Origin of the sequence: Sphingobacterium sp. UBA3519 (genome assembly GCF_002377215.1) — a bacterium.
Taxonomy (GTDB): Bacteria; Bacteroidota; Bacteroidia; order Sphingobacteriales; family Sphingobacteriaceae; genus Sphingobacterium; species Sphingobacterium multivorum.
In genome coordinates, this window is record NZ_DFPI01000006.1 from 158,243 (window position 1) to 178,054 (window position 19,812).

Annotated in this window: 9 protein-coding genes; 1 reads left to right on the forward strand and 8 read right to left on the reverse strand. The window is 42.5% G+C overall.

Annotated features, from left to right (window positions below):
- Positions 1-62: 62 nt before the first annotated feature.
- Positions 63-3,047 carry a SusC/RagA family TonB-linked outer membrane protein gene (locus B3297_RS02750; protein WP_046674242.1) on the reverse strand — a complete coding sequence of 995 codons (2,985 nt, stop codon included), beginning with the start codon at positions 3,045-3,047 and terminating at the stop codon, positions 63-65.
- 433 nt (positions 3,048-3,480) lie between these two features.
- On the opposite strand from B3297_RS02750, the gene B3297_RS02755 reads away from it, so the two are divergent.
- Positions 3,481-7,437 carry a hybrid sensor histidine kinase/response regulator transcription factor gene (locus tag B3297_RS02755; RefSeq protein ID WP_254667730.1) on the forward strand — a complete coding sequence of 1,319 codons (3,957 nt, stop codon included), beginning with the start codon at positions 3,481-3,483 and terminating at the stop codon, positions 7,435-7,437.
- 220 nt (positions 7,438-7,657) lie between these two features.
- Here the strand turns inward: B3297_RS02755 and B3297_RS02760 are convergent, their stop codons facing one another.
- The 7 genes from B3297_RS02760 to B3297_RS02790 form a co-directional block, all read right to left on the reverse strand.
- Positions 7,658-8,983, reverse strand: a complete 1,326-nt coding sequence (locus B3297_RS02760) for an MFS transporter (protein WP_112374269.1) — start codon at positions 8,981-8,983, stop codon at positions 7,658-7,660.
- Between the two features lie 100 nt (positions 8,984-9,083).
- Positions 9,084-11,393, reverse strand: coding sequence for a family 65 glycosyl hydrolase domain-containing protein (locus B3297_RS02765; RefSeq protein ID WP_070567638.1), 2,310 nt, complete (start codon positions 11,391-11,393; stop codon positions 9,084-9,086).
- 100 nt (positions 11,394-11,493) lie between these two features.
- A complete protein-coding gene (gene pgmB, locus B3297_RS02770) occupies positions 11,494-12,141 on the reverse strand; it encodes a beta-phosphoglucomutase (protein ID WP_070567383.1) in 648 nt (215 codons plus the stop codon).
- A gap of 33 nt (positions 12,142-12,174) precedes the next feature.
- The gene (locus B3297_RS02775) at positions 12,175-14,034 is read right to left on the reverse strand and encodes a glycoside hydrolase family 13 protein (protein WP_286778384.1); all 1,860 of its coding nucleotides are present in this window, start codon (positions 14,032-14,034) and stop codon (positions 12,175-12,177) included.
- A gap of 6 nt (positions 14,035-14,040) precedes the next feature.
- The gene (locus tag B3297_RS02780; RefSeq protein ID WP_286778385.1) at positions 14,041-15,060 is read right to left on the reverse strand and encodes a SusE domain-containing protein; all 1,020 of its coding nucleotides are present in this window, start codon (positions 15,058-15,060) and stop codon (positions 14,041-14,043) included.
- A gap of 165 nt (positions 15,061-15,225) precedes the next feature.
- Positions 15,226-16,821: a RagB/SusD family nutrient uptake outer membrane protein gene (locus B3297_RS02785; protein WP_070567387.1), complete on the reverse strand. Its 1,596-nt coding sequence runs from the start codon at positions 16,819-16,821 to the stop codon at positions 15,226-15,228.
- An 11-nt stretch (positions 16,822-16,832) separates the two neighbouring features.
- Positions 16,833-19,802 carry a SusC/RagA family TonB-linked outer membrane protein gene (locus B3297_RS02790; RefSeq protein ID WP_070567389.1) on the reverse strand — a complete coding sequence of 990 codons (2,970 nt, stop codon included), beginning with the start codon at positions 19,800-19,802 and terminating at the stop codon, positions 16,833-16,835.
- Positions 19,803-19,812: the final 10 nt, after the last annotated feature.

A 19,812-nucleotide genomic window follows, 5' to 3' on the forward strand; every position in this document is an offset into this window, starting at 1 on the left:
ATATGTTTAAATCAATCTTAATACTCTCCTCTTTTTATTATCTAATGATCTACAGTATACGCTTAAAGTGAGAAGTTAACCCCCAATAGGATATTTCTTGCCGGTGGATATGGTAAATATTCGATACCCAACGAAGGAATACCATTTGTTGCACCATCTGTATTCACCTCAGGATCAAACCCTGTATACTTCGTGATGATGAAAAGATTCTGTCCAGTAAGGGATACATTTAAATTCTTCAGTGTTCTGCCTACATTTCCAACACGATAGCTTAAAGTAAGATTAGCCATTTTTAGATAATCACCTTTTTCAAGGAATCGCGTCGAAGGCGCAGCCGAATTGGAAGTAGACTCTTTTACAGCTGTATTAAAGAATGCTGAACCGATATTCCGTGATGACAAATTGCTCAATCCCAAAGTTGTCGCTGCCGTATTATTGAATAGATAATGTCCAAAAGCGCCATTCATATTGGCAGCCAAAGAAAACTGTTTATAATTTACATTGGTGGAGATACCCAATAATGTGGTTGGATTTGGACTGTTCATATAAAACTTATTAATTGCAGGATCGTTGGCCGTACTGATACTACCATCCTGTCCACGGTACATGCTCATTCCGGTTTGCGGGTCGATACCTTGGTAATCGGCCAAATACCATACATTCAATGGCTGGCCATTGACCATTCGTTGTCCCAATACACCAGAAAAACCTTGTCCGCGGAGTGCTCCTGTCTCATAATAACCAACAAGGCCACTTACACTATTCTTAAGAAATGTTGCATTACCTGTCAAATCCCAAGTCCAATTGTCATTTTTAATAATTGTACCTGTCAACGCGACCTCTACCCCTTTATTGACAATCTCACCGTCCAAATTTACCCAAATACGTCCCGCAGGAGCTGGCTGTGCAAGCGTTTGCTCAAATAGCGCATCTGTGGTCTTTTTATTAAAATAATCAATGGATCCATATAGACGGTTGCCCCAGATTCCGAAATCTATACCCGCATTGATCGTCGTCGAAGTTTCCCATTTCAAGTCAGGATTTCCATAGTTAGCCTGGCTTACACTCTGATTACCGAAGACCAATCTATTCAATGAGGCACCAGAAGGGAATTCTTGGTTACCTGTTTTTCCCCAACCCAATCGCACTTTCAATTGGTCAAAGATACCGGAAGACTTTAAAAACTCTTCCTGATTAACATTCCAGGCTACGGCCAACGAAGGGAACATGGCGTATTTGTTGTTTGAACCAAATTTCGTTGAACCATCCCTTCGCACTGTTGCAGTGAATAAATAACGGTCTAAGTAATTGAAGCCGCCCCGTAAAAAAAGCGATTGCAATTGGTTTGTTGGACTTCTATACGACGATATTTCACGCGTGGAAACAGGCGTATATTGTAGATAGTCAAAATAATCTAACCCCAGGTAGCGAAATCCACCGCCAAAGGAAATGTTATTATTATAATTATAATCCAAATACTCGTAGCCTGCTACTGCATTGACACTCCAATCTGAATTGATTTGTTTATTGTAGGAGAGCATATGCGTCATTTGCAAGTTGGTTTCCCCGTTATTGGAGATAAAAGCCTGCTCATTGTTCACAGCAGAAGGATCAATAAGCCCGGCGCGGTACATACCCTCGCGGTTTCCTGTTTGTCGCATCGCACTATAAATAAAGCGATACTCTAAATCATCTGTAATTTTATAATATGGCGCCAAATTGACCACCATTGTATTGGTTGTCGCCAAGTCCTTAAAGGCTTCAATGCTTGTCAATGGATTTCGTGTGGTTGAACTCACAAAGGTCAAATTACCTTGCTCATCGCGTAATGGTCGCGTTGGATTCCATTGCAGTGCTTGGGAAATCACATTTCCTTCAGAACCTACCATCGCATTGATCGGTGCGTATTTATTATCCATTTGCGTCAAAAAGACTGCAAAATCCAATCCCAATCGTTTGTTTTCCAAAAAACGGAAATTCCCGTTAAAATTGGCTGTATATTTCTTCAGTTGTGAGCCACGAATAATACCATTTTGGTTTAAATACCCACCCGAAAGACGGTATTTACCATGTTCGGTTCCGCCCGCCACGTCAGCATAGTAATTTTGCGTGATGGCTTTTCTTGTGATTGCTTTAAAAGCATCCTCATTACCACCAAAATCAGCATTTGCCACTTCAGATGGTGTATAATATTTCAACGCCTCTCTGAATCGCGCTGCATCCAATACATCAGGATATTCCCGCATGGTAGAAACACCTGCAGAGGCTCCCACAGAAACCTCGGGCTGTCCTACTTTACCTCTTTTCGTGGAAATAATGACTACACCATTTGCCCCACGTGATCCATAAATTGCCGTAGCCGAAGCATCTTTAAGGATGTCCATACTAGCAATGTCACCCGGATTTAAGTAAGTTAAAGGATTTCCTCTGTCGGAAGAAAAACCTCCTCTTCCTTCGGGCAGAGGGGAGTTGCCCGACATCGGCACACCATCGAGCACAAATAACGGGTTGTTACTGGCGCGGATCGATGAATTCCCACGAATACGTACTGTGGTTGATCCCCCAGGTTGCCCCGTATTGTTAATCACCATCACCCCTGGTGTCTTTCCTTGTATGAGTTGGTCGGGACTGGTCATGATCCCCTTATTGAAGTTTTTTGCTCCAATAGTGACCATAGACCCCGTTAGATCTTTTTTACGGGCCGTACCATAACCGATCACAACGACTTCATCTAAGCCCTGACCGGCACTAGGTTCAAGCGCTACCGTGATATCGCTCCCCACAATAGGTACTTCTTTTAAAGTATATCCGATAAAGGATACTTCCAGCGTTTTAGCTTCACTGGGAATAGTCAATGTAAAGGAACCTTCCGTGTCTGTTGTGGTAGCCGCGGTACCCCCTTTTACTTTGATCGTAGCTCCTGCCAATGGACTTTGAGTCTCATCTACAACCTTCCCCTTCAAGACTTTCGTCTGGGCAACTACAATAAAAGATACAAGCAGAAATGTGAGCGTCATTACGCATTGTGCAAGTAGTTTATTTTTCATACGCTTTTTGATTGGTGGTTTAATTGATTTTTTATCGTGTGCAATAGATACACAGCTGATAATAAGTGATTTTTAATGGTTTATTTTTAGTCCTAAAACTCATTTGAAATGAGTATGGTCTTTCCCGATTATTGCAAATACGTAACGATCAGTATCAAAATCGTTAACGCCCAAATGGAATACCAAATCATCGTGAAGATATTGCCGCACCTGTAAAAACAAAAACCTAACAAACTGAAAAACAAGGATACAGGATATACCTGTCATAATTCTAGGGCGAAACATACGTTTATATTTGGTTATTATTGTTTTATAAAAATGCGCAAATCCTTGTATCTCGTCCAATCAGAGCGTCTCAATTTTATATCAAAGCGTATCAGTAAAACTCTTTTTTATCTTTTAATTGCCTATTTTTAGTTCAACGTAATCAGTTTTGAAAAGAATAACCACCATACTCCTTTTGTATATCTTGCTGGCAGTTATCAACCTGCAGGCACAATCGATCTATTTTAAAAACTATCAGACCCACGATGGCCTTTCCAATAGTACGGTCAAATGTATTACACAAGATATTCAGGGTTTTCTGTGGCTAGGAACGAGGAATGGCCTTAATCGTTTTGACGGTAATCAATTTAAAATATTTCGACACAATGCTTCAGATTCGACAAGTATCGGAAGTTCTTCTATTTTAAGCCTCCTCACAGATAGCAAAGGTGTCCTATGGGTGGGTACCACACGGGGTGCCTATCGTTACGATCCCATAAAAGAAGATTTCAAACCATTCAAGCTCATATCCATCGGTGAAGTAAATGCCATACACGAATACGCAGGCTTTATATGGTTGCTTTCCAATGGAAAACTGTACCGTTACAATTCTTATACAGGAGAAATATCCCCATTTGATCTCAACAAAAATACCCTAGTAGCGATCACCAGCAGTAAGAAAGGTGGGTTGTGGGTAACAGACAATAACAGTACAATACTACGGTATCAGGTTAATACGGGTAAATTTTTCCCTGTTGATCTTAAAAAGATCGATCGACAAACACTAGCGAATACCAAAACCGTATATGCGATCAACGATTCATTGCTAATGGTCGGAACAATCAATTCGGCTTATTTGTTTGATTTCAAAAATGGCACATTAAAAAATCTATTTGCAAGTCATTACCCCAACAAAGTCATTCAGGCAAACTGTATTATTCAACAAACAGAGTCGACATACTGGATTGGAACTGAAACCGGAATATACACCTATGATATTCACACAGGCCAGAGCCAACACATCAAAAAAGACCTGCTCAATCCATTTGCCATTTCTGACAATGCTGTCCTGAATTTCTATCGGGACCGTGAAGACAATATCTGGTTTGGAACATTTTTCGGTGGCTTTAACCAATACAGCAACCAATTCGACAATTTCAAGAAGTATTTGTCCGGATTTGGAAAATCAGCCCTATCAGGTAATATTGTACACGATATCAAAAAAGATCGCTATGGAAATTTCTGGATCGGAACAGAAGATGGCGGATTGAACAAAATAGATGCCCAAACACAACAAATCCAGCATTTCATTGCCAACGGAAAAAAAGGCAGTATTGCGCATAACAATGTCCATGGCTTGGCAACAATCGGCGACGATCTTTGGGTAGGATCCACCACACATGGACTTGACATTCTCGACGTAAAGACTGGAAAATTAAAAAAGCACTATGACCGCATCGGCCAAGGTCCCTTACAAAGTAGCTTCGCCGTATGCATTTATAAGTCCAAAGACAATACGATGTTTGTTGGCACAGACCGCGCTTTATACGCCTACAACAAAAATAAGGACAGTTTTGATCTCCTTCCTATTCAAGCATGGATACAAGGCATTTATGAAGATGAATATGGTATACTCTGGATCAATACCTATGGCAGTGGGATCTTCCAGTATAACCGCAGCTCGGGAGAAATACAGCATTTGCTGTCCGAACAAGGTAAACAAAATACACTCGTCAATAATTACGTCAACGGCCTATTTGAAGACAGCAAAAAGAATTTATGGTTTTGCACCGAAAGCGGCCTTTCGAAATACCGCCGTGATGGACGTTTCACCAACTACCTGACCGAATCCGGTTTACCTTCTAATCAAGTATTCAAGGTCTTGGAAGACGACAACAACAGCATCTGGATATCGACCGGCGGTGGACTGGTCCGGCTGGACGAGGGTGTCCCTCGAAGGGTCATCTATACCTCCAGAGATGGGCTTCCCGCAGATCAGTTTAATTATAATTCGGCTTTTAAAGATAGCGACGGAACTTTATATTTCGGGACTATCAAAGGAATGGTAAGCTTCAACCCCACAAAATCCATTAAGAACAGTTTTATTCCACCCATATTCATCAGCGGCATTCAGATCAACAATGTCAGTGTGCCGGTTAGTGAAAATGGCATACTCAAAGAATCCATCTCCCTATCAAAAGAGATACACTTAACCTACGACAATTCCAATATCAGCTTCCATATAGCAGCCTTGAGCTTTGTTTCCCCAAAGAGCAATCCCTATCGTTATATTATGGAAGGTTATGATAAAGGCTGGACCGATATTACGGGAAATCAAAAAATATATTACAATAAACTTCCACCAGGTACGTATACGTTTAAGTTCAGGGGTGCAAATAACAACAGCGTCTGGAATCCGACAGAAAAAAAACTGCTCATCATTGTTTCGCCCCCCTGGTGGCAATCAAGCTGGGCGTACTTACTTTATTTTGTGAGCTTTGGTACGATTATACTGCTCGTATTACGGTATTATTTTCTACTTATAAAGGCCAATAATGCTCAAAAGATGGATAGCTATGAACGAAAAAAAGAACAGGAAATTTATAATCTCAAACTGGAGTTCTTTACCAATCTGGCCCACGAAATTCGTACGCCACTCACCCTGATCAAAATGCCCCTTGAGAAAATAATAAACCAACAAAAATTTACCGATAGCGACACAGCCAAGGATCTCGCATTAATTGAAAAGAATACAGCGCGTTTAATTCGCCTGACCAACCAACTACTGGATTTTAGAAAAGCAGAAACCAACAATATGAGCCTTATTTTTACTAAAACGGACATCAACACACTCCTATCCGAAGTATTCCACGACCTAAATTATCTTGCAAAAGATAAACAGTTGCATTATGAGCTTAGCCTGCCACGTATCAGTCTCGCTGCTTATGTGGATGAGGAAGCTCTCCGAAAAATCTTTACTAATCTTATTCACAACGCCATCAAATATGCAGATGAAGAAGTCTATGTTAGGCTCCTCCCTTTTAATAGCGATGATATTATGTTCAATATCGAATTTAAGAATGATGGTGAGCTTATTCCTTATGAAAAAAGAGAAAAAATATTTGAACCATTTTATCGATTGAACGAATCCGATAAAGATACGGGGACAGGTATTGGCCTTCCCCTATCCCGCTCCTTGGTCGAATTGCACCAAGGAACCTTGTCACTTGTCTATCTGGAAGAAAACCGCAATATATTCCTGCTGTCTGTACCGATTTTTCAAGAACAATCACTGGACATCAAATCTTTTCAGGAAGATAATGACGATCATGTATTAAATGATAAACCAGACGAGCAGGAGGAAGAAAAACCGGTGATTCTACTCGTCGAAGACAATAAAGAAATTCTCGCCTACCTCAATAAAGAATTAAAAACCAGCTATATAATCCTACGAGCTGGCAATGGTGCCGAAGCGCTCGAAATATTAGACCAGGAGAATGTACAACTGGTACTGACAGACATCATGATGCCTATTATGGATGGCCTAGCTTTATGCAGACGTATCAAAACAGATATTCTCTATAGTCATATTCCCGTGATCTTTCTGACCGCAAAAAATGCATTGGATTCCAAAATTCAGGGATTAAAAAATGGTGCCGATGCTTATATCGAAAAACCTTTTTCGCTTGAATTCCTCATGGTACAAATACGCAATATTCTCAAGAACCGAAAAATTATCAAGAATTACTTCACTAACACCCTCAGCTCCAACTTAATAGATATCAACGTTTCGGGTCCTGACAAAGATTTCATCAGTCAGCTCAATACGGTTATTTATGAGAATATTTCAGCGATAGACCTTAATGTGGATGAACTGGCCAAACTGATGCATATGAGTCGTCCGACCCTTTACCGTAAAATCAAAGGACTCTCCGACCTAACACCCAATGAATTGATCAATATTTCACGATTAAAAAAAGCGGCAGAACTGCTTACCCAGAAAGAATACAACATTACCCAAGTATCAACGATGGTAGGTTACACCGTGCAATCCAATTTTTCCAGGGACTTCCATAAACATTATGGTATGTCGCCGAGCAACTATATTCTTGAAAACAGTAAATAATGTATACGTGTTCAGCAAATGATGGTGCATTTTTCAGCAATTGATACGCACAAGTTTTAGTAAATCGAACGAAATTATCCCGCTGTGTAAAAGCGAGCCGTGCTAACTAAAGCAAATTAGTATACTTAAGGAGATGATGAAAATCCAATTGCAGGAGCTGGGCCAAGTGAGCAGAAAATCGTAGACGTAAGCTCTATTTACTACGTCTACGATAATGATCTTAGCGTTTACTCTTGGGAACAAAGAATGCAGCCAGCAGCATAAATACACCGGCCAACAACAAGCCATAAATGGATTGGCTATGAAAAAAATATTTGATGATCATTCCTCCAAAAAATCCACATACAATCTGTGGTAAGGTAATGAAGAAATTGAAAAGCCCCATATAAACCCCCATTTTCCCTGCAGGCAGGTGATCGCTCAAAATGGCATAAGGCATCGCTAAAATACTTCCCCAAGCGATACCAATACCGATCATGGGAAGAATCAGCAGATTAGCATCTTTAATCAGAAACAATGAAATCAACGAAAGTCCTCCAATGGAAAGCCCAAGCGCATGCGTTTTTCCACGCCCGAGCTGTTTGGCTATCCGCGGAATAAACAAAGCATATAGAGCCGATACCCCATTGTAAATACCAAAAAGCACGCCCACCCAATTGGCCGCCTCCATATAAAGATCCTGCCGATTTCCTTCCCGCAGGTAAAAAACCGAATCTGCAATCGCAGGAGTTGTATATACCCACATCATAAAAAGGGCAAACCAGGAAAAGAATTGAACCCAACCGAGTTTGCGCATGATCAATGGCATCTTACCAATATCGCTGGCAATAGCGCGCAAACCAAATTTTGGCGCTGTCTCCTGTTCAACCACCAGGGTATCGGAAAATGACCGTAATTCCTGTGGCGTATATTCCTTCGTTTTAAACACCGACCACAACACCGTTAGAAGCAGTACAAAACCACCAAAGTAAAAAGAATATATCACATTGTTTGGCACCTGACCAGCTTCGGAAGTTCCCTGCACATGAAAATATTTTGTCAGTATAAAGGGAAGTAACGATCCCAATACGGCTCCAATACCGATCAGAAAGGTTTGTACGGAGAATCCAAGACTACGTTGGTTACTCGGTAGATTATCGCCAATTAAGGCTCTAAAGGGCTCCATTGTCACATTGATGGAAGCATCCATAAACATTAATAGTCCTGCTCCTATCCAAAGTGGTGCTAGCAATGTGGTAAATACTGCTGCATTCGGCATCAAAAACAGGGTTATGGTGGTCAGCAGTGCACCCACCAAAATATAAGGCCGACGACGCCCCAATTTATTCCAGGTTCGATCGCTATAATGCCCGATAATTGGCTGCACAATCATCCCCGTAATCGGAGCTGCAAGCCAAAACAGCGACAGGTGTTCTACATCAGCACCAAATGTCTGTAGAATACGGGAAGCATTGCCGTTTTGTAAGGCAAACCCCATTTGTATGCCCAAAAACCCAAAACTCATATTGATGACCTGGCTAATGCTTAATTCAGGTTTATTTCCCATAATAGGCTATCAAAATTTAAGACAAAATACAATTTAATTATCACTTAATCCCTATTTTCAGCAGGATAAGATTGGTTCTTACGCTGCTGAAAGCAGGGGCTTACCGAACCTGAAACACCTGCTTTTTGCTTTGTGCAGCCAGAATGAAAGCTTCTGCCTCCGTCTGGATATGGGCCGCAGTGTCACTGTCATTTTCGATCGTAAATCCATCCGACCGTACCGTAATCAACAAGGTCGCACCGCGAAATAAGACACGGAATTTATACCCTTCCCACTCTTTAGGCAACATTGGATTTAAATACAGTTTTCCGTCCTTAATCCGCATTCCTGCAAAGCCCTCTACGATTGTCATCCAGGTACCCGCCATGGAAGTGATATGTAAACCGTCTTCGGTATCGTTATTATAATCATCCAGATCCAAACGAGAGGTCCGCAGATAGAATTCATAGGCTTTTTCTGGTTTATTCAACTTAGCAGCCAATATCGCATGGACGCAAGGAGAAAGCGAGCTTTCATGTACCGTAAACGGCTCATAGAATTCATAATGTCGCCTTAAGGCTTCAAGATCAAACTGGTCTTCGAGAAAGTAAAAGCCCTGCAGCACATCGGCCTGTTTGATGTAACAGGAACGTAGAATCCTATCCCAGCTCCAACGCTGGTTGATCGGTCGTTGAGCCGGATCAAGTTCGGCCACAGGAATTAACTCTTTGTCGAGGAAACCATCCTGTTGCAGAAACACCCCGCGCTGCGCATCAAAAGGATAATACATGTTATCGATAATATGCTGCCATTTTTCCTGTTCCTCCGCTCCTATGGCTAACTTCGTTTTTAATGCGTCAGCAATGTCGGAGTTCAGCTGCGCCAGCTTGTTTAAACAGTCCAGTGTATATTCTAGGCACCAGGAAGCAATCCGATTGGTATACCAGTTGTTGTTCACGTTGTTTTCATACTCGTTTGGTCCCGTCACCCCCAACATGACATATTGCTGGCGCTCAGCGCTCCAATTAACGCGCTGTGCCCAGAATCGGCTTATCGCAATCAAGACTTCCAAGCCGTGTGACCAGATGTAGTCCTGATCACCGGTGTAACGGACATAGTTATAAATCGCGAATGCAATAGCTCCATTGCGATGAATTTCCTCAAACGTAATTTCCCATTCATTATGGCATTCCTCACCATTAATCGTCACCATGGGATAAAGTGCAGCTCCATTGGTAAAGCCAAGTTTAGCGGCGTTTTCGATGGCTTTACCCAATTGCTGATGACGATAAATCAACAAGTTACGCGCAATATTTGGAGATTGTGTTGCGAGGTAAAAAGGAATACAATAAGCTTCAGTATCCCAATAGGTGACACCGCCATATTTTTCTCCGGTAAAACCTTTCGGACCAATATTGAGTCGCTCATCTTCGCCGGTATAGGTCTGGTTGAGCTGAAATATATTATAGCGTATAGCCTGCTGCGCAGCAACATCACCACTGATTTCAATGTCACTTTCTGCCCAGATCGCTTGCCAAGCTGCTGCTTGTTTCTCCTTTAGTTGCTCATAGCTCAGTGCATCTAGCTTATGTAAATTGACCGAAGCAGCCACTTCTAGCTCTGCCGACACATGGTTCTGTGATGTAACAATGGAAACTCGCTTTTCAACGCGACAAATTTGAGATTCGCTTAGCTCGGTCTTATAAATTTCTGCTATACAGCCTCGACTTGTCACCGTATCTTGCACTTCGACAACGGCTGTAGGTCCTGTCACGGTAGTTGTAAGCAGGGCGTACACCTCAAAGCCAGTTTTCTTGGTACGCGCCGCCACAAAGGTATTTTCACCATCTCTTCCCTGCGCTGTGCTTTCCCAAAATTGCTCGTCGTAGTTACTGTCTCGATTGACAACTTCAGCATTTAAATGCGAGCGGACCTCCAAAGCAATCGGACCGGAAAGTGCCTGTATGTTGTACTGTAATGAAGCTGTTTCCGAAGCAAACAGATGATACATCCGGCTTGCTTCAACCTTCAACTGTGCCCCATCGGGCATTTCCACAATAAAACTGCGGTATAAAACCCCATTTTGCATATCCAGGCGACGTTCAAAAGATTTGACCGCAACTTTGTTTAGGTCGAGAACCTGCCCATTCACTAGAATATGTAGGCCTATCCAATCGATGGAATTGATGACCTTGGCAAAATATTCGGGATACCCATTTTTCCACCAGCCCACGCGTGTTTTGTCAGGATAATAAATACCCGCTAGGTACGATCCCTGTAACGACTTCCCGCTGAATTCTTCTTCAAAATTAGCCCTCTGCCCCATCCGACCATTACCAATAGCGAAGATACTTTCCGAAAATTCATTATGTTCGGGACGAAAGGTGTCTTCGATAATTTGCCAAGGGTTATGTTTGATATATGTTTTCATCTTTATATTTTTTTCAATGCGCGACGGATACTCTGCCTCAATCATTCTGGTCTTCTTTGCCAATATGATCTACGCCTTGCTTCCATCACTTGAATTGCTCTTAAAATTTATCGACTAAGGCTCCTAAATCGGCTACCACTAAATCTGCTCCGTTAAGATGTTCAGCCTGCCCAATCCCTATGACCTGCATGCCGGCTGCCCTTGCCGCATCGATCCCCGCCTGGGCATCTTCCAGCACGAGACAGCATGCCGGCTCAATTCCCAAAGCCTCAGCTCCCTTCAGGAAAACTGCTGGATTAGGTTTAGACAGTTGCACCACATTTCCATCAATCAATACGTCGAAATAGCTGATAATCCCCGTTTTTTCAAGGATGCCCATCGCGTTCTTGCTGGCTGACCCCAATGCAATCTTAATTCTCTTTTTCCGGAGTTTTTCTAATAGATCCAAACTACCTGAAAGCAAGTGGTCAGGGCTGAGTTGTTCAATCAGCTCCAAGTACCATTTGTTTTTAAGTGACAGCAAATCCGCTTTTTCAGCATCGGATATTTTCGCCCCCGCCCATTTTAAAATAAGCTCGAGGGATTCAATGCGACTGACCCCTTTCAACTGTTCATTGTCAACAAGAGAAAACGAATAACCCAAGCCTTCTGCCAATCTGTGCCAGGCTTGAAAATGGTAGACCGCCGTATCCACCAACACACCGTCCAAATCAAATATTACGGCTTTTACAGTATTATAATTAATCATCGAAAAATGAATTCTATAGAATTTTAAATTGTGTTAAAACTTAAGCTCAAACACTTTAGTCTCGTAAGCGTCCAACTTCAAGCTATGGTCAACTGGATTGGTCTCTTGCTTTTGAATAATATCGAAATAGGACTTCACCTGGTTATTTCGTTCCCTAAAGCGATCGAGTTTAAGTTCCTTCGCGACATCATTGCAATTCATCACGACCATAACAGTTTGCTTTTCGTTGTAACGGAAATAAACATATACGCCATCTTCGGGCACATATTGCATCGTTTTACCGGTTTGCAGAACGGTATGTTGTTTTCGGTAATTGGCTAAGGTCTGCACATAACTCCACATATCCTGCTCGGCTTTCGTTCTTCCGTCAGCTGTAAATTTATTCGATTTGTCACCTATAAAACCACCCTGAAAGTCTTCCCTTAGCAAGCCGTCGGGATTAGAGAAATTCTTCATCAGAATTTCAGCTCCATAGTACAACTGTGGGATACCCCTTGTTGTCATAAGCCAAGCCATTGCTGATTTATATTTCTGCACGTTTTCGCCTACAACGGAGAAAAAACGATCCTTATCGTGGTTATCCAAAAAAAGCACATTTTGCTCTGGATGTGGATATAGAAAATCTGAGGCCAGGGTCGAATATAATTTATTGGCTCCGGCAGTCCATTCTGTCTTTTGGTTGAGCGCATCACCTATGGCATAATTAAGCTGAAAATCGGTTACGCCCATCAACTTGGAATCCACGTCCTGACCAACTCGTTTTCCGCCCAGAAAATAAGCCTGATTGGCAACCCCGTGTACCCATGTCTCCCCAAAAAAGGTAAACTTTGGATACTCCTGCAGAATGCGATCGGTCCATTTAGCCATAAAATCCAGATCATTGTACGGATAGGTATCTATTCGGAATCCGTCTATTGCTGCGGTCTCTATCCACCAGATATGGCTTTGGGTCAGGTAATTTTGAACGTATGGATTCTGTTCGTTCATATCGGGCATGGTGGGAACAAACCAACCTTTGACCATTTTCTTTTTGTCATCTGCCGAGGCATAAGGATCAAAAACAGCCTGATCTTTGTAGGATGTCTGCGTATAGGAAGGCCATTCATTGAGCCAGTCTGCCATCGGTTTGTCTTTCACCGTCCAATGATAACTTCCAATATGATTGGGCACCACATCAAAAATCAATTTCATCTGACGCCGGTGGAGCTGTTCGCCTAATTGCACATAAGTGTCATTGCTGCCAAAGCGAGGGTCTATATGATATGTTTCGGTATTGGCATAACCATGGTACGAGGCCTGTGGCATGTCATTGGTCAACACGGGAGTCAGCCACAAGGATGTAACACCAAGATCTTGCAGGTAATCCAGTTTCCCGATAATACCTTCCAAATCGCCACCATGACGCAAGTACATTGAATCCCGGTTCAAGCTCATATCCAACATACCTTTCACTTGATCATTTGCCTTATTTCCATTGGCAAAACGATCAGGCATAATCAGATAGATCAAATCGGCACTGTTTACTCCTTGCGCTTTTACTTTTTGATCTCTTTGCTTCAACTCATAACGATAAGTCAGTTTTTTCTTTCCTTGACGAAAGGTAAAAGTTGACCATCCCGTTTGGGCCGAAGCAGCCACCTTGACATCCAAAAACAGGTAATTGGGATTTTCTACACGATTGATTTTGACTAGTTCGATGTTCTTATCTTCGATCTGAACTTCACTTTTTCCTATCTCAGGTCCATAAACCACAAGTTGTAGCGTCGGATTTTCCATTCCGACCCACCAGTTTAAGGGTTCGACACGTTGAATGGATTGCCCCATCAAGGGGCTCCATCCAAGCACAGTTAGCGCTACCAATAGGGTGGTGATCTTCATATTTCTTTTTAACATAATCTGCTATTTCTTCGTCAACGTATAAGTATTTGCATTGAAATCCACGACAATATCATAGGTACCGGCATTGGCAACGGCGATATTTGCACCGCTAGCAGCCAAGGTGCCATTAGTCCCGCCAAAATTGGTTCCCCAATCGTGGTTTTTACGGAATTTGATCTCGCCTGCAGTCAAGCTCACTGTGAGCTTCCATACCTGATTGGCATTGTCGAATTTCATATCCGTATCGGCATCCCAGCCCTTAGGCGTGGCGCTACCAATAATGCCCCAGCTATGGTCTTTATAAGAAATCGTGTTAGCTGTTGTGTTTACTTCCAATTCGAGATTACCGGCACGTGGAGCCTTGATGTCTTGACCACCATTGTAAACGATCTTACCTGGCTCTGTTTCTCCATATGAATTGCTCCAATTTCGCTCAGGAGTCAGTTTAAAGGTCAATTTTTCTTCTGGAAAATTGATGATACCGGTATAGATCCCATTACTCGTCGGCGAAATCAACGATTCAGCATTGGCTTCAACCCAGTCCTCATAAGCCCCTATGGCATATAAATAACTTGTTGAAGCGAAGGGGATCGCCTTCAGACCAGCTAAAGCAGAATACACCACCGTAATTTTAGCGTTGATACTTGACTTTATGCGCACGTCAAATTCAGAAGTGGTCCCTGTTGACACACCCAAAGCAAGTAAATAGCTATTCAGCTCATAACCCGTAAAACCTACGGTGCTCCGACCACTAGGAATAACCACTTCCTTTACAGTTTTAAAATTGTCACCTTTAAGCCCAAACTGAAGGACATTGGTCACTGCAGCCTGAAAACCAAAGTCAGGCTGAATCATATTAAGGTGCAGTACCGTATCCTCTGCGTTATCTTTTGACAAGGTTACATTCGTTTTATCGAGGCTTAAAGTCGCCGGCTTTATGTCCTCCCCGCTAGCCAATATAGCGCGCGTCTCGTCTTTTTTACAACTTTGGAACGCCACGATAAATAGCAGCATGATTCCGATATAGTGTCTAATTTTCATCTGTTTAATTTTTGTTTTCAATAGCTGATGAAAGCCCAGGTAACTGACCATTCGCCAATGCGTCGAACAATAGATATTGCCCGGTTTCATCTGTCAACAATTGTCTTATTACAGGTAAGGCTACATTGACCGGAAGAGACTCGCCGTCTTCCTGTCCGATGCTGATTAATTATAGCCTGGATTCTGTACAAGATTGGAGTTCGCAATAATATCCGAAGCAGGAAGTGGGAACAGCGTCCTATACCCGGCAACTGCCTGACCTGCAAGCACACCACCTTTAAAAGGCCAGAGGTAATTATCACCCGTAAATTTGCCATAGCGGATTAAATCCGAACGTCTAAATCCTTCCCAGTATAATTCTTTCACACGCTCATTGAGAATATCATCCAAAGAAAGATTCATTAAGTTCCCACTGTTGTTTCCATAGGCACGTACACGCAGTTTATTGACATAGTCCAGCGCCTTGGCCAAGCTGCCGCCAGAGCCGCCACGCAATGTCGCCTCAGCATAGATCAAGTTCATCTCTGCCAGACGGATCAACGGGAAATCCACCGAAGCAACGAAACCTTCAGCTGCCGGAGGAGCAGTTTTTCCGTCCTTGTTCACATTGCGGAATTTGGTAACCGCCAGTCCTTGCTTATAGACGGCGATATCTTCAATTTTAACGCTTGTATTTAAGTGAAACATTGCCCTCTTGTCCGTTGCTCCGCTGTAGTCTCCGAAAATCGTTGCGATATTGTCGCGTGTCCGATTTCCGGCCCAACCGCCGCCGGGTACACCGAAAGAAGTGGGATCCATCGTTGCGTCAATAGCTGCATTGATCAGATAAGTTGTACCACCCTTGCTCTGTGTTTTGGTTCCATCATAAGGCAGATAGAAAATAAATTCGGGGTTGTTCACATCATTATCCGCGTAAAAGAGCTCCCGATAATTTGTCCCCAAACTATAGGTCGAGTTCAGTACTTTTTCTGCGTATGTAATCGCTTCGGTATATTTCTTATTACCGGCACCCAGGTAAACTTCAGCGTTGAGGTATAAACGAGCTAACAGCCCCCATGCCGCAACTTGATCGACACGACCATATACATTCTGTTTGGCACCTTTTAGCTGGCCTGCAACTTCCAACAGCTCTTTCTCTACATACGCAAAAAGTTCAGGTCGTTTGATCTGAGGCGGCGATACTTTTCCGACAGGAGTTTCTTCGGTTACAAATGGTGGATTTCCAAACAAATCAAGCAGCACCCAATAATTATAAGCACGTAAGAATCTTGCTTCGGCACGATAATAAGCGATTTCTTTTTTATCGGCATCTGAAATACCGCGTTCGGCCAATTTAGCATCTGTACTTTCTCTTAAAAATTCATTGACAAGTGTGGCACTATAGACACAGCGGGTATAAAGACCACGGAGCATGGGATTGCTATCGTCAAAATCGAGGTAATCCAGTCCGCTAATCCCCGAATCATTGAGCCAGGCACAGGCGGCCTCATCGGTTGTAAGTTCCTGTGCGTTCCAAAAGAGGCGTAAAAAATCCGATGTACCGGCATCCAATCCTCCCAGATCAGAGTTATTCGGCCCCGATGTACTGGTTAAGGTCAATGATCCATATAATCTTGCGAAAGACGAGGTATAGCCTTTAAAATCACTGTAGGCTACATCTGCAGTTACGTCGTTGGTCGGTTTTAGATCCAAATCCTTATGGCAGCTGCTCAGTGCTATAGCCAGCAAGCATACACCTATATATTTATTTAATTTTTTCATTGTTATATCGTTTAAAAACTCACATTTACACCCAATACATAAGTCCTTGGCCTCGGATAAAAGCGATCGTCTATACCGTTCGATATCTCTGGGTCAACACCTTTATAATTGGTGATCGTAAATACATTTTGTACAGTTGCAGAAATCGACATTGAAGCGTTACTATTCCGGATAAATTTTCCAAGGTTATAACTCAGGTTGACATTATCCATTTTCAAAAACGAAGCGTTCTTAATGTAGTAATCACTTCGGAGCTGTTTGAGCAGAAAATTGGTATTAAAGAAATCCACAGGTGCATTATTGATCACCAAAACGGCCTGATCGTTGATATTTGCCCCGCTTCCCAAATTAGAGGAAACATTGTCGTAGACATAATTATCCAAATTTGCGCGCAATACCGTTGTTGCCGACCATTTTTTATAGCTGTATGCCGCCGTAAAACCCAAAAGATATTTCGGTAACGGTGATTTATACAGATAGCGATCGTTATCGCTGATAACGCCATCTCCATTACGGTCAACATAGACACCTTCGACAGGATGCCCCTGTTCATCATATACCTGTTGGAAAACATTGAAACTGTTTGGCATGAAATTAACCTTATGCGCCTGGATATTTCCGCCTGTACCACCACGGATACCACCGGTCTCTACAATAAAGTTTGGATCATCACTCTGTGTCAGATTGGTTACTTTACTCTTATTATAAGTTAGGTTAAAACCGATGTCCAAGGTCGAATTATCCGTTTTTAGCGGGACGAAGTGTACATTAAACTCCAGCCCCTGGTTTTCCATGTTACCCACGTTGGTCAACAGGAAATTGCTAAAGTTAGAGCCTACAGGAACGGGAATCGTGCTGAGCAGGTCTTTGGTCTTTTTCGAGTAATAATCCACGCTACCATAGACCCGATTGTTGCTAAAGCCAAAATCGACTCCAGCATTATAGGTTGTTGTATTTTCCCAACGAATGTCTTTATCGTAGGCCACAGGTGAATTTAAATAGTAGTATTCATCACCAAAGCGATACATCGACTCGTTGCCGCTGATGGTATAATTAGGCAAATAAGAATAGTTGGCGATGCCATCTTGCTGCCCGGTTTTTCCATAACTTAAACGGAGCTTCAGTTCGGACACTGCAGCTATATCTTTTAAAAAGCCTTCATTTTTGGCGCGCCAGGTGAATCCTACAGAAGGAAAATATCCCCAACGGTTATCAGGACTAAAACGGGAAGAACCATCCGACCGCAAGGTTCCCGACAGAACATACCGGTTGTCATAGGTATAAATCAGACGCCCATAATAAGAGATCAACAGATTTTCGGGTTTATCAAAAGGCCGAGTAGGTTCATTTAGGATCTTATCACCTTCCGCATTTGTACGGTTAAAATTGTAAACCTTACTACTATTTTTATAGTAGCCATAGCCCAATGTCGCGTCTATCGTACTTTTGATTGTAGGTAATTCCTTATCATACTTTAAATAAAACTCCAGCGTTTTATTGTTGATATCGGTTTTATATTGGGTTCTTTCACCCCCTTCATTAAAATTACGTGCAGCTATCGCTGGTGTAAATGTGTTCCCTTTCGAACGCGCCAGATCGTATCCAACGTTTAAGTTGGCATGCAGCTCCGGCAGGAAATGAAAACTATAATCCACCTTTGCATTTCCAATACTTCTAAACACATCGCCATTATCTTTGCGTAAATCCAACAAGGCTAAAGGATTTCGTGGTGCATTGGGATTAGGTTTCCCCCCTTGAATCCACTCATAATACCCGCCAAAACTATTTTTATCATCCACATAAACCGGTTGAGTCGGATCAAACTGAATAGCAGAACCAATTGCATCCTGTGTCGCAAATTTCGATTTTGACCAGGTACCACGGACATTTACATCCAATGAAAGATGATTGTCCAGAAATTTTGGTGTTAATGCCAATGCAGCAGTAGTTCGTTTTAAGTTATCATTTTTCAATACCCCATCCTGGTTCATATAGCCCGCAGATATACGGTAAGGCATATTGCCCGCTTTGGAAGCAATATTAACGTTATTATCCGTTGTAAATGCATTGCCATAAATCACATCCTGCCAGTCGGTATTTGCTGTTCCCAACAACTTTTTCATGGCATCACTACCATTTGTATTGACGTAATCGCGGATTTGATCGGCGTTGAGCAACTTTACTTTATTGGCTACGGTAGCCAATGAATTCTGTGTAGAGAAGTTGATTTGTGTTCCTGAGCGACTGCCTTTTTTTGTCGTAATCAAAATAACCCCATTCGACGCTCGCGAACCATAGATGGCTGTTGCATTGGCATCTTTCAAAATTGTAAATGTCTCGATATCATTTGGGTTAATCAAACTTAATGGGTTAGCTACCCCAGATACAGAACCACCTGCCAATGGAATTCCATCTACGACAATTAACGGATCGTTACTGGCGTTCAATGAAGCTCCGGTGCGGATACGGATGGTGCTTCCTGCGCCCGGCTGCCCCCCACTTGTTGTAATCTGTACGCCTGGAACTTTGCCCATAATGAGTTGCTCCGGCGAGGAGATCTGTCCTTTTTGAAAATCTTTTGCAGATACTGTACTGATTGAACCCGTCAGGTCACTTTTCTTTTGTGTACCATAACCAATCACCACAACCTCTTCCAGTGCACTGGTATTGGATTTAAGGTAAAGGTTTAACGGATGCTGTCCATCGCCGACCTGGATCAAGGTATCCAGGGTCGCGTATCCGACCATACTTACTTTCAGACGTAATTTCCCTGTTTGTAGTCTATCCAAGCTAAAATCCCCATTCGCATTGGTAGACAGTGATTTTTGAATCTCCTCGAAGCGCAGTGTAGCACCGACCAAGGAACTCCCCTTCTGGTCCATTACTCGCCCTTTTAGCGTTGCCTGTTGCGCGAATGCCGAAGCACTTACACCGAGTAGCATGCTCAGAGCCCAAAATGGACGTGATAGCTGTTTGTTCATAAAATAACTG

Coding starts and splice junctions, on each gene's coding strand:
- B3297_RS02750 (WP_046674242.1), bottom strand. CDS start 3,047: ATGAAAAATAAACTACTTGCACAATGCGTAATGACGCTCACATTTCTG.
- B3297_RS02760 (WP_112374269.1), bottom strand. CDS start 8,983: ATGGGAAATAAACCTGAATTAAGCATTAGCCAGGTCATCAATATGAGT.
- B3297_RS02765 (WP_070567638.1), bottom strand. CDS start 11,393: ATGAAAACATATATCAAACATAACCCTTGGCAAATTATCGAAGACACC.
- pgmB (WP_070567383.1), bottom strand. CDS start 12,141: ATGATTAATTATAATACTGTAAAAGCCGTAATATTTGATTTGGACGGT.
- B3297_RS02775 (WP_286778384.1), bottom strand. CDS start 14,034: ATGTTAAAAAGAAATATGAAGATCACCACCCTATTGGTAGCGCTAACT.
- B3297_RS02780 (WP_286778385.1), bottom strand. CDS start 15,060: ATGAAAATTAGACACTATATCGGAATCATGCTGCTATTTATCGTGGCG.
- B3297_RS02785 (WP_070567387.1), bottom strand. CDS start 16,821: ATGAAAAAATTAAATAAATATATAGGTGTATGCTTGCTGGCTATAGCA.
- B3297_RS02790 (WP_070567389.1), bottom strand. CDS start 19,802: ATGAACAAACAGCTATCACGTCCATTTTGGGCTCTGAGCATGCTACTC.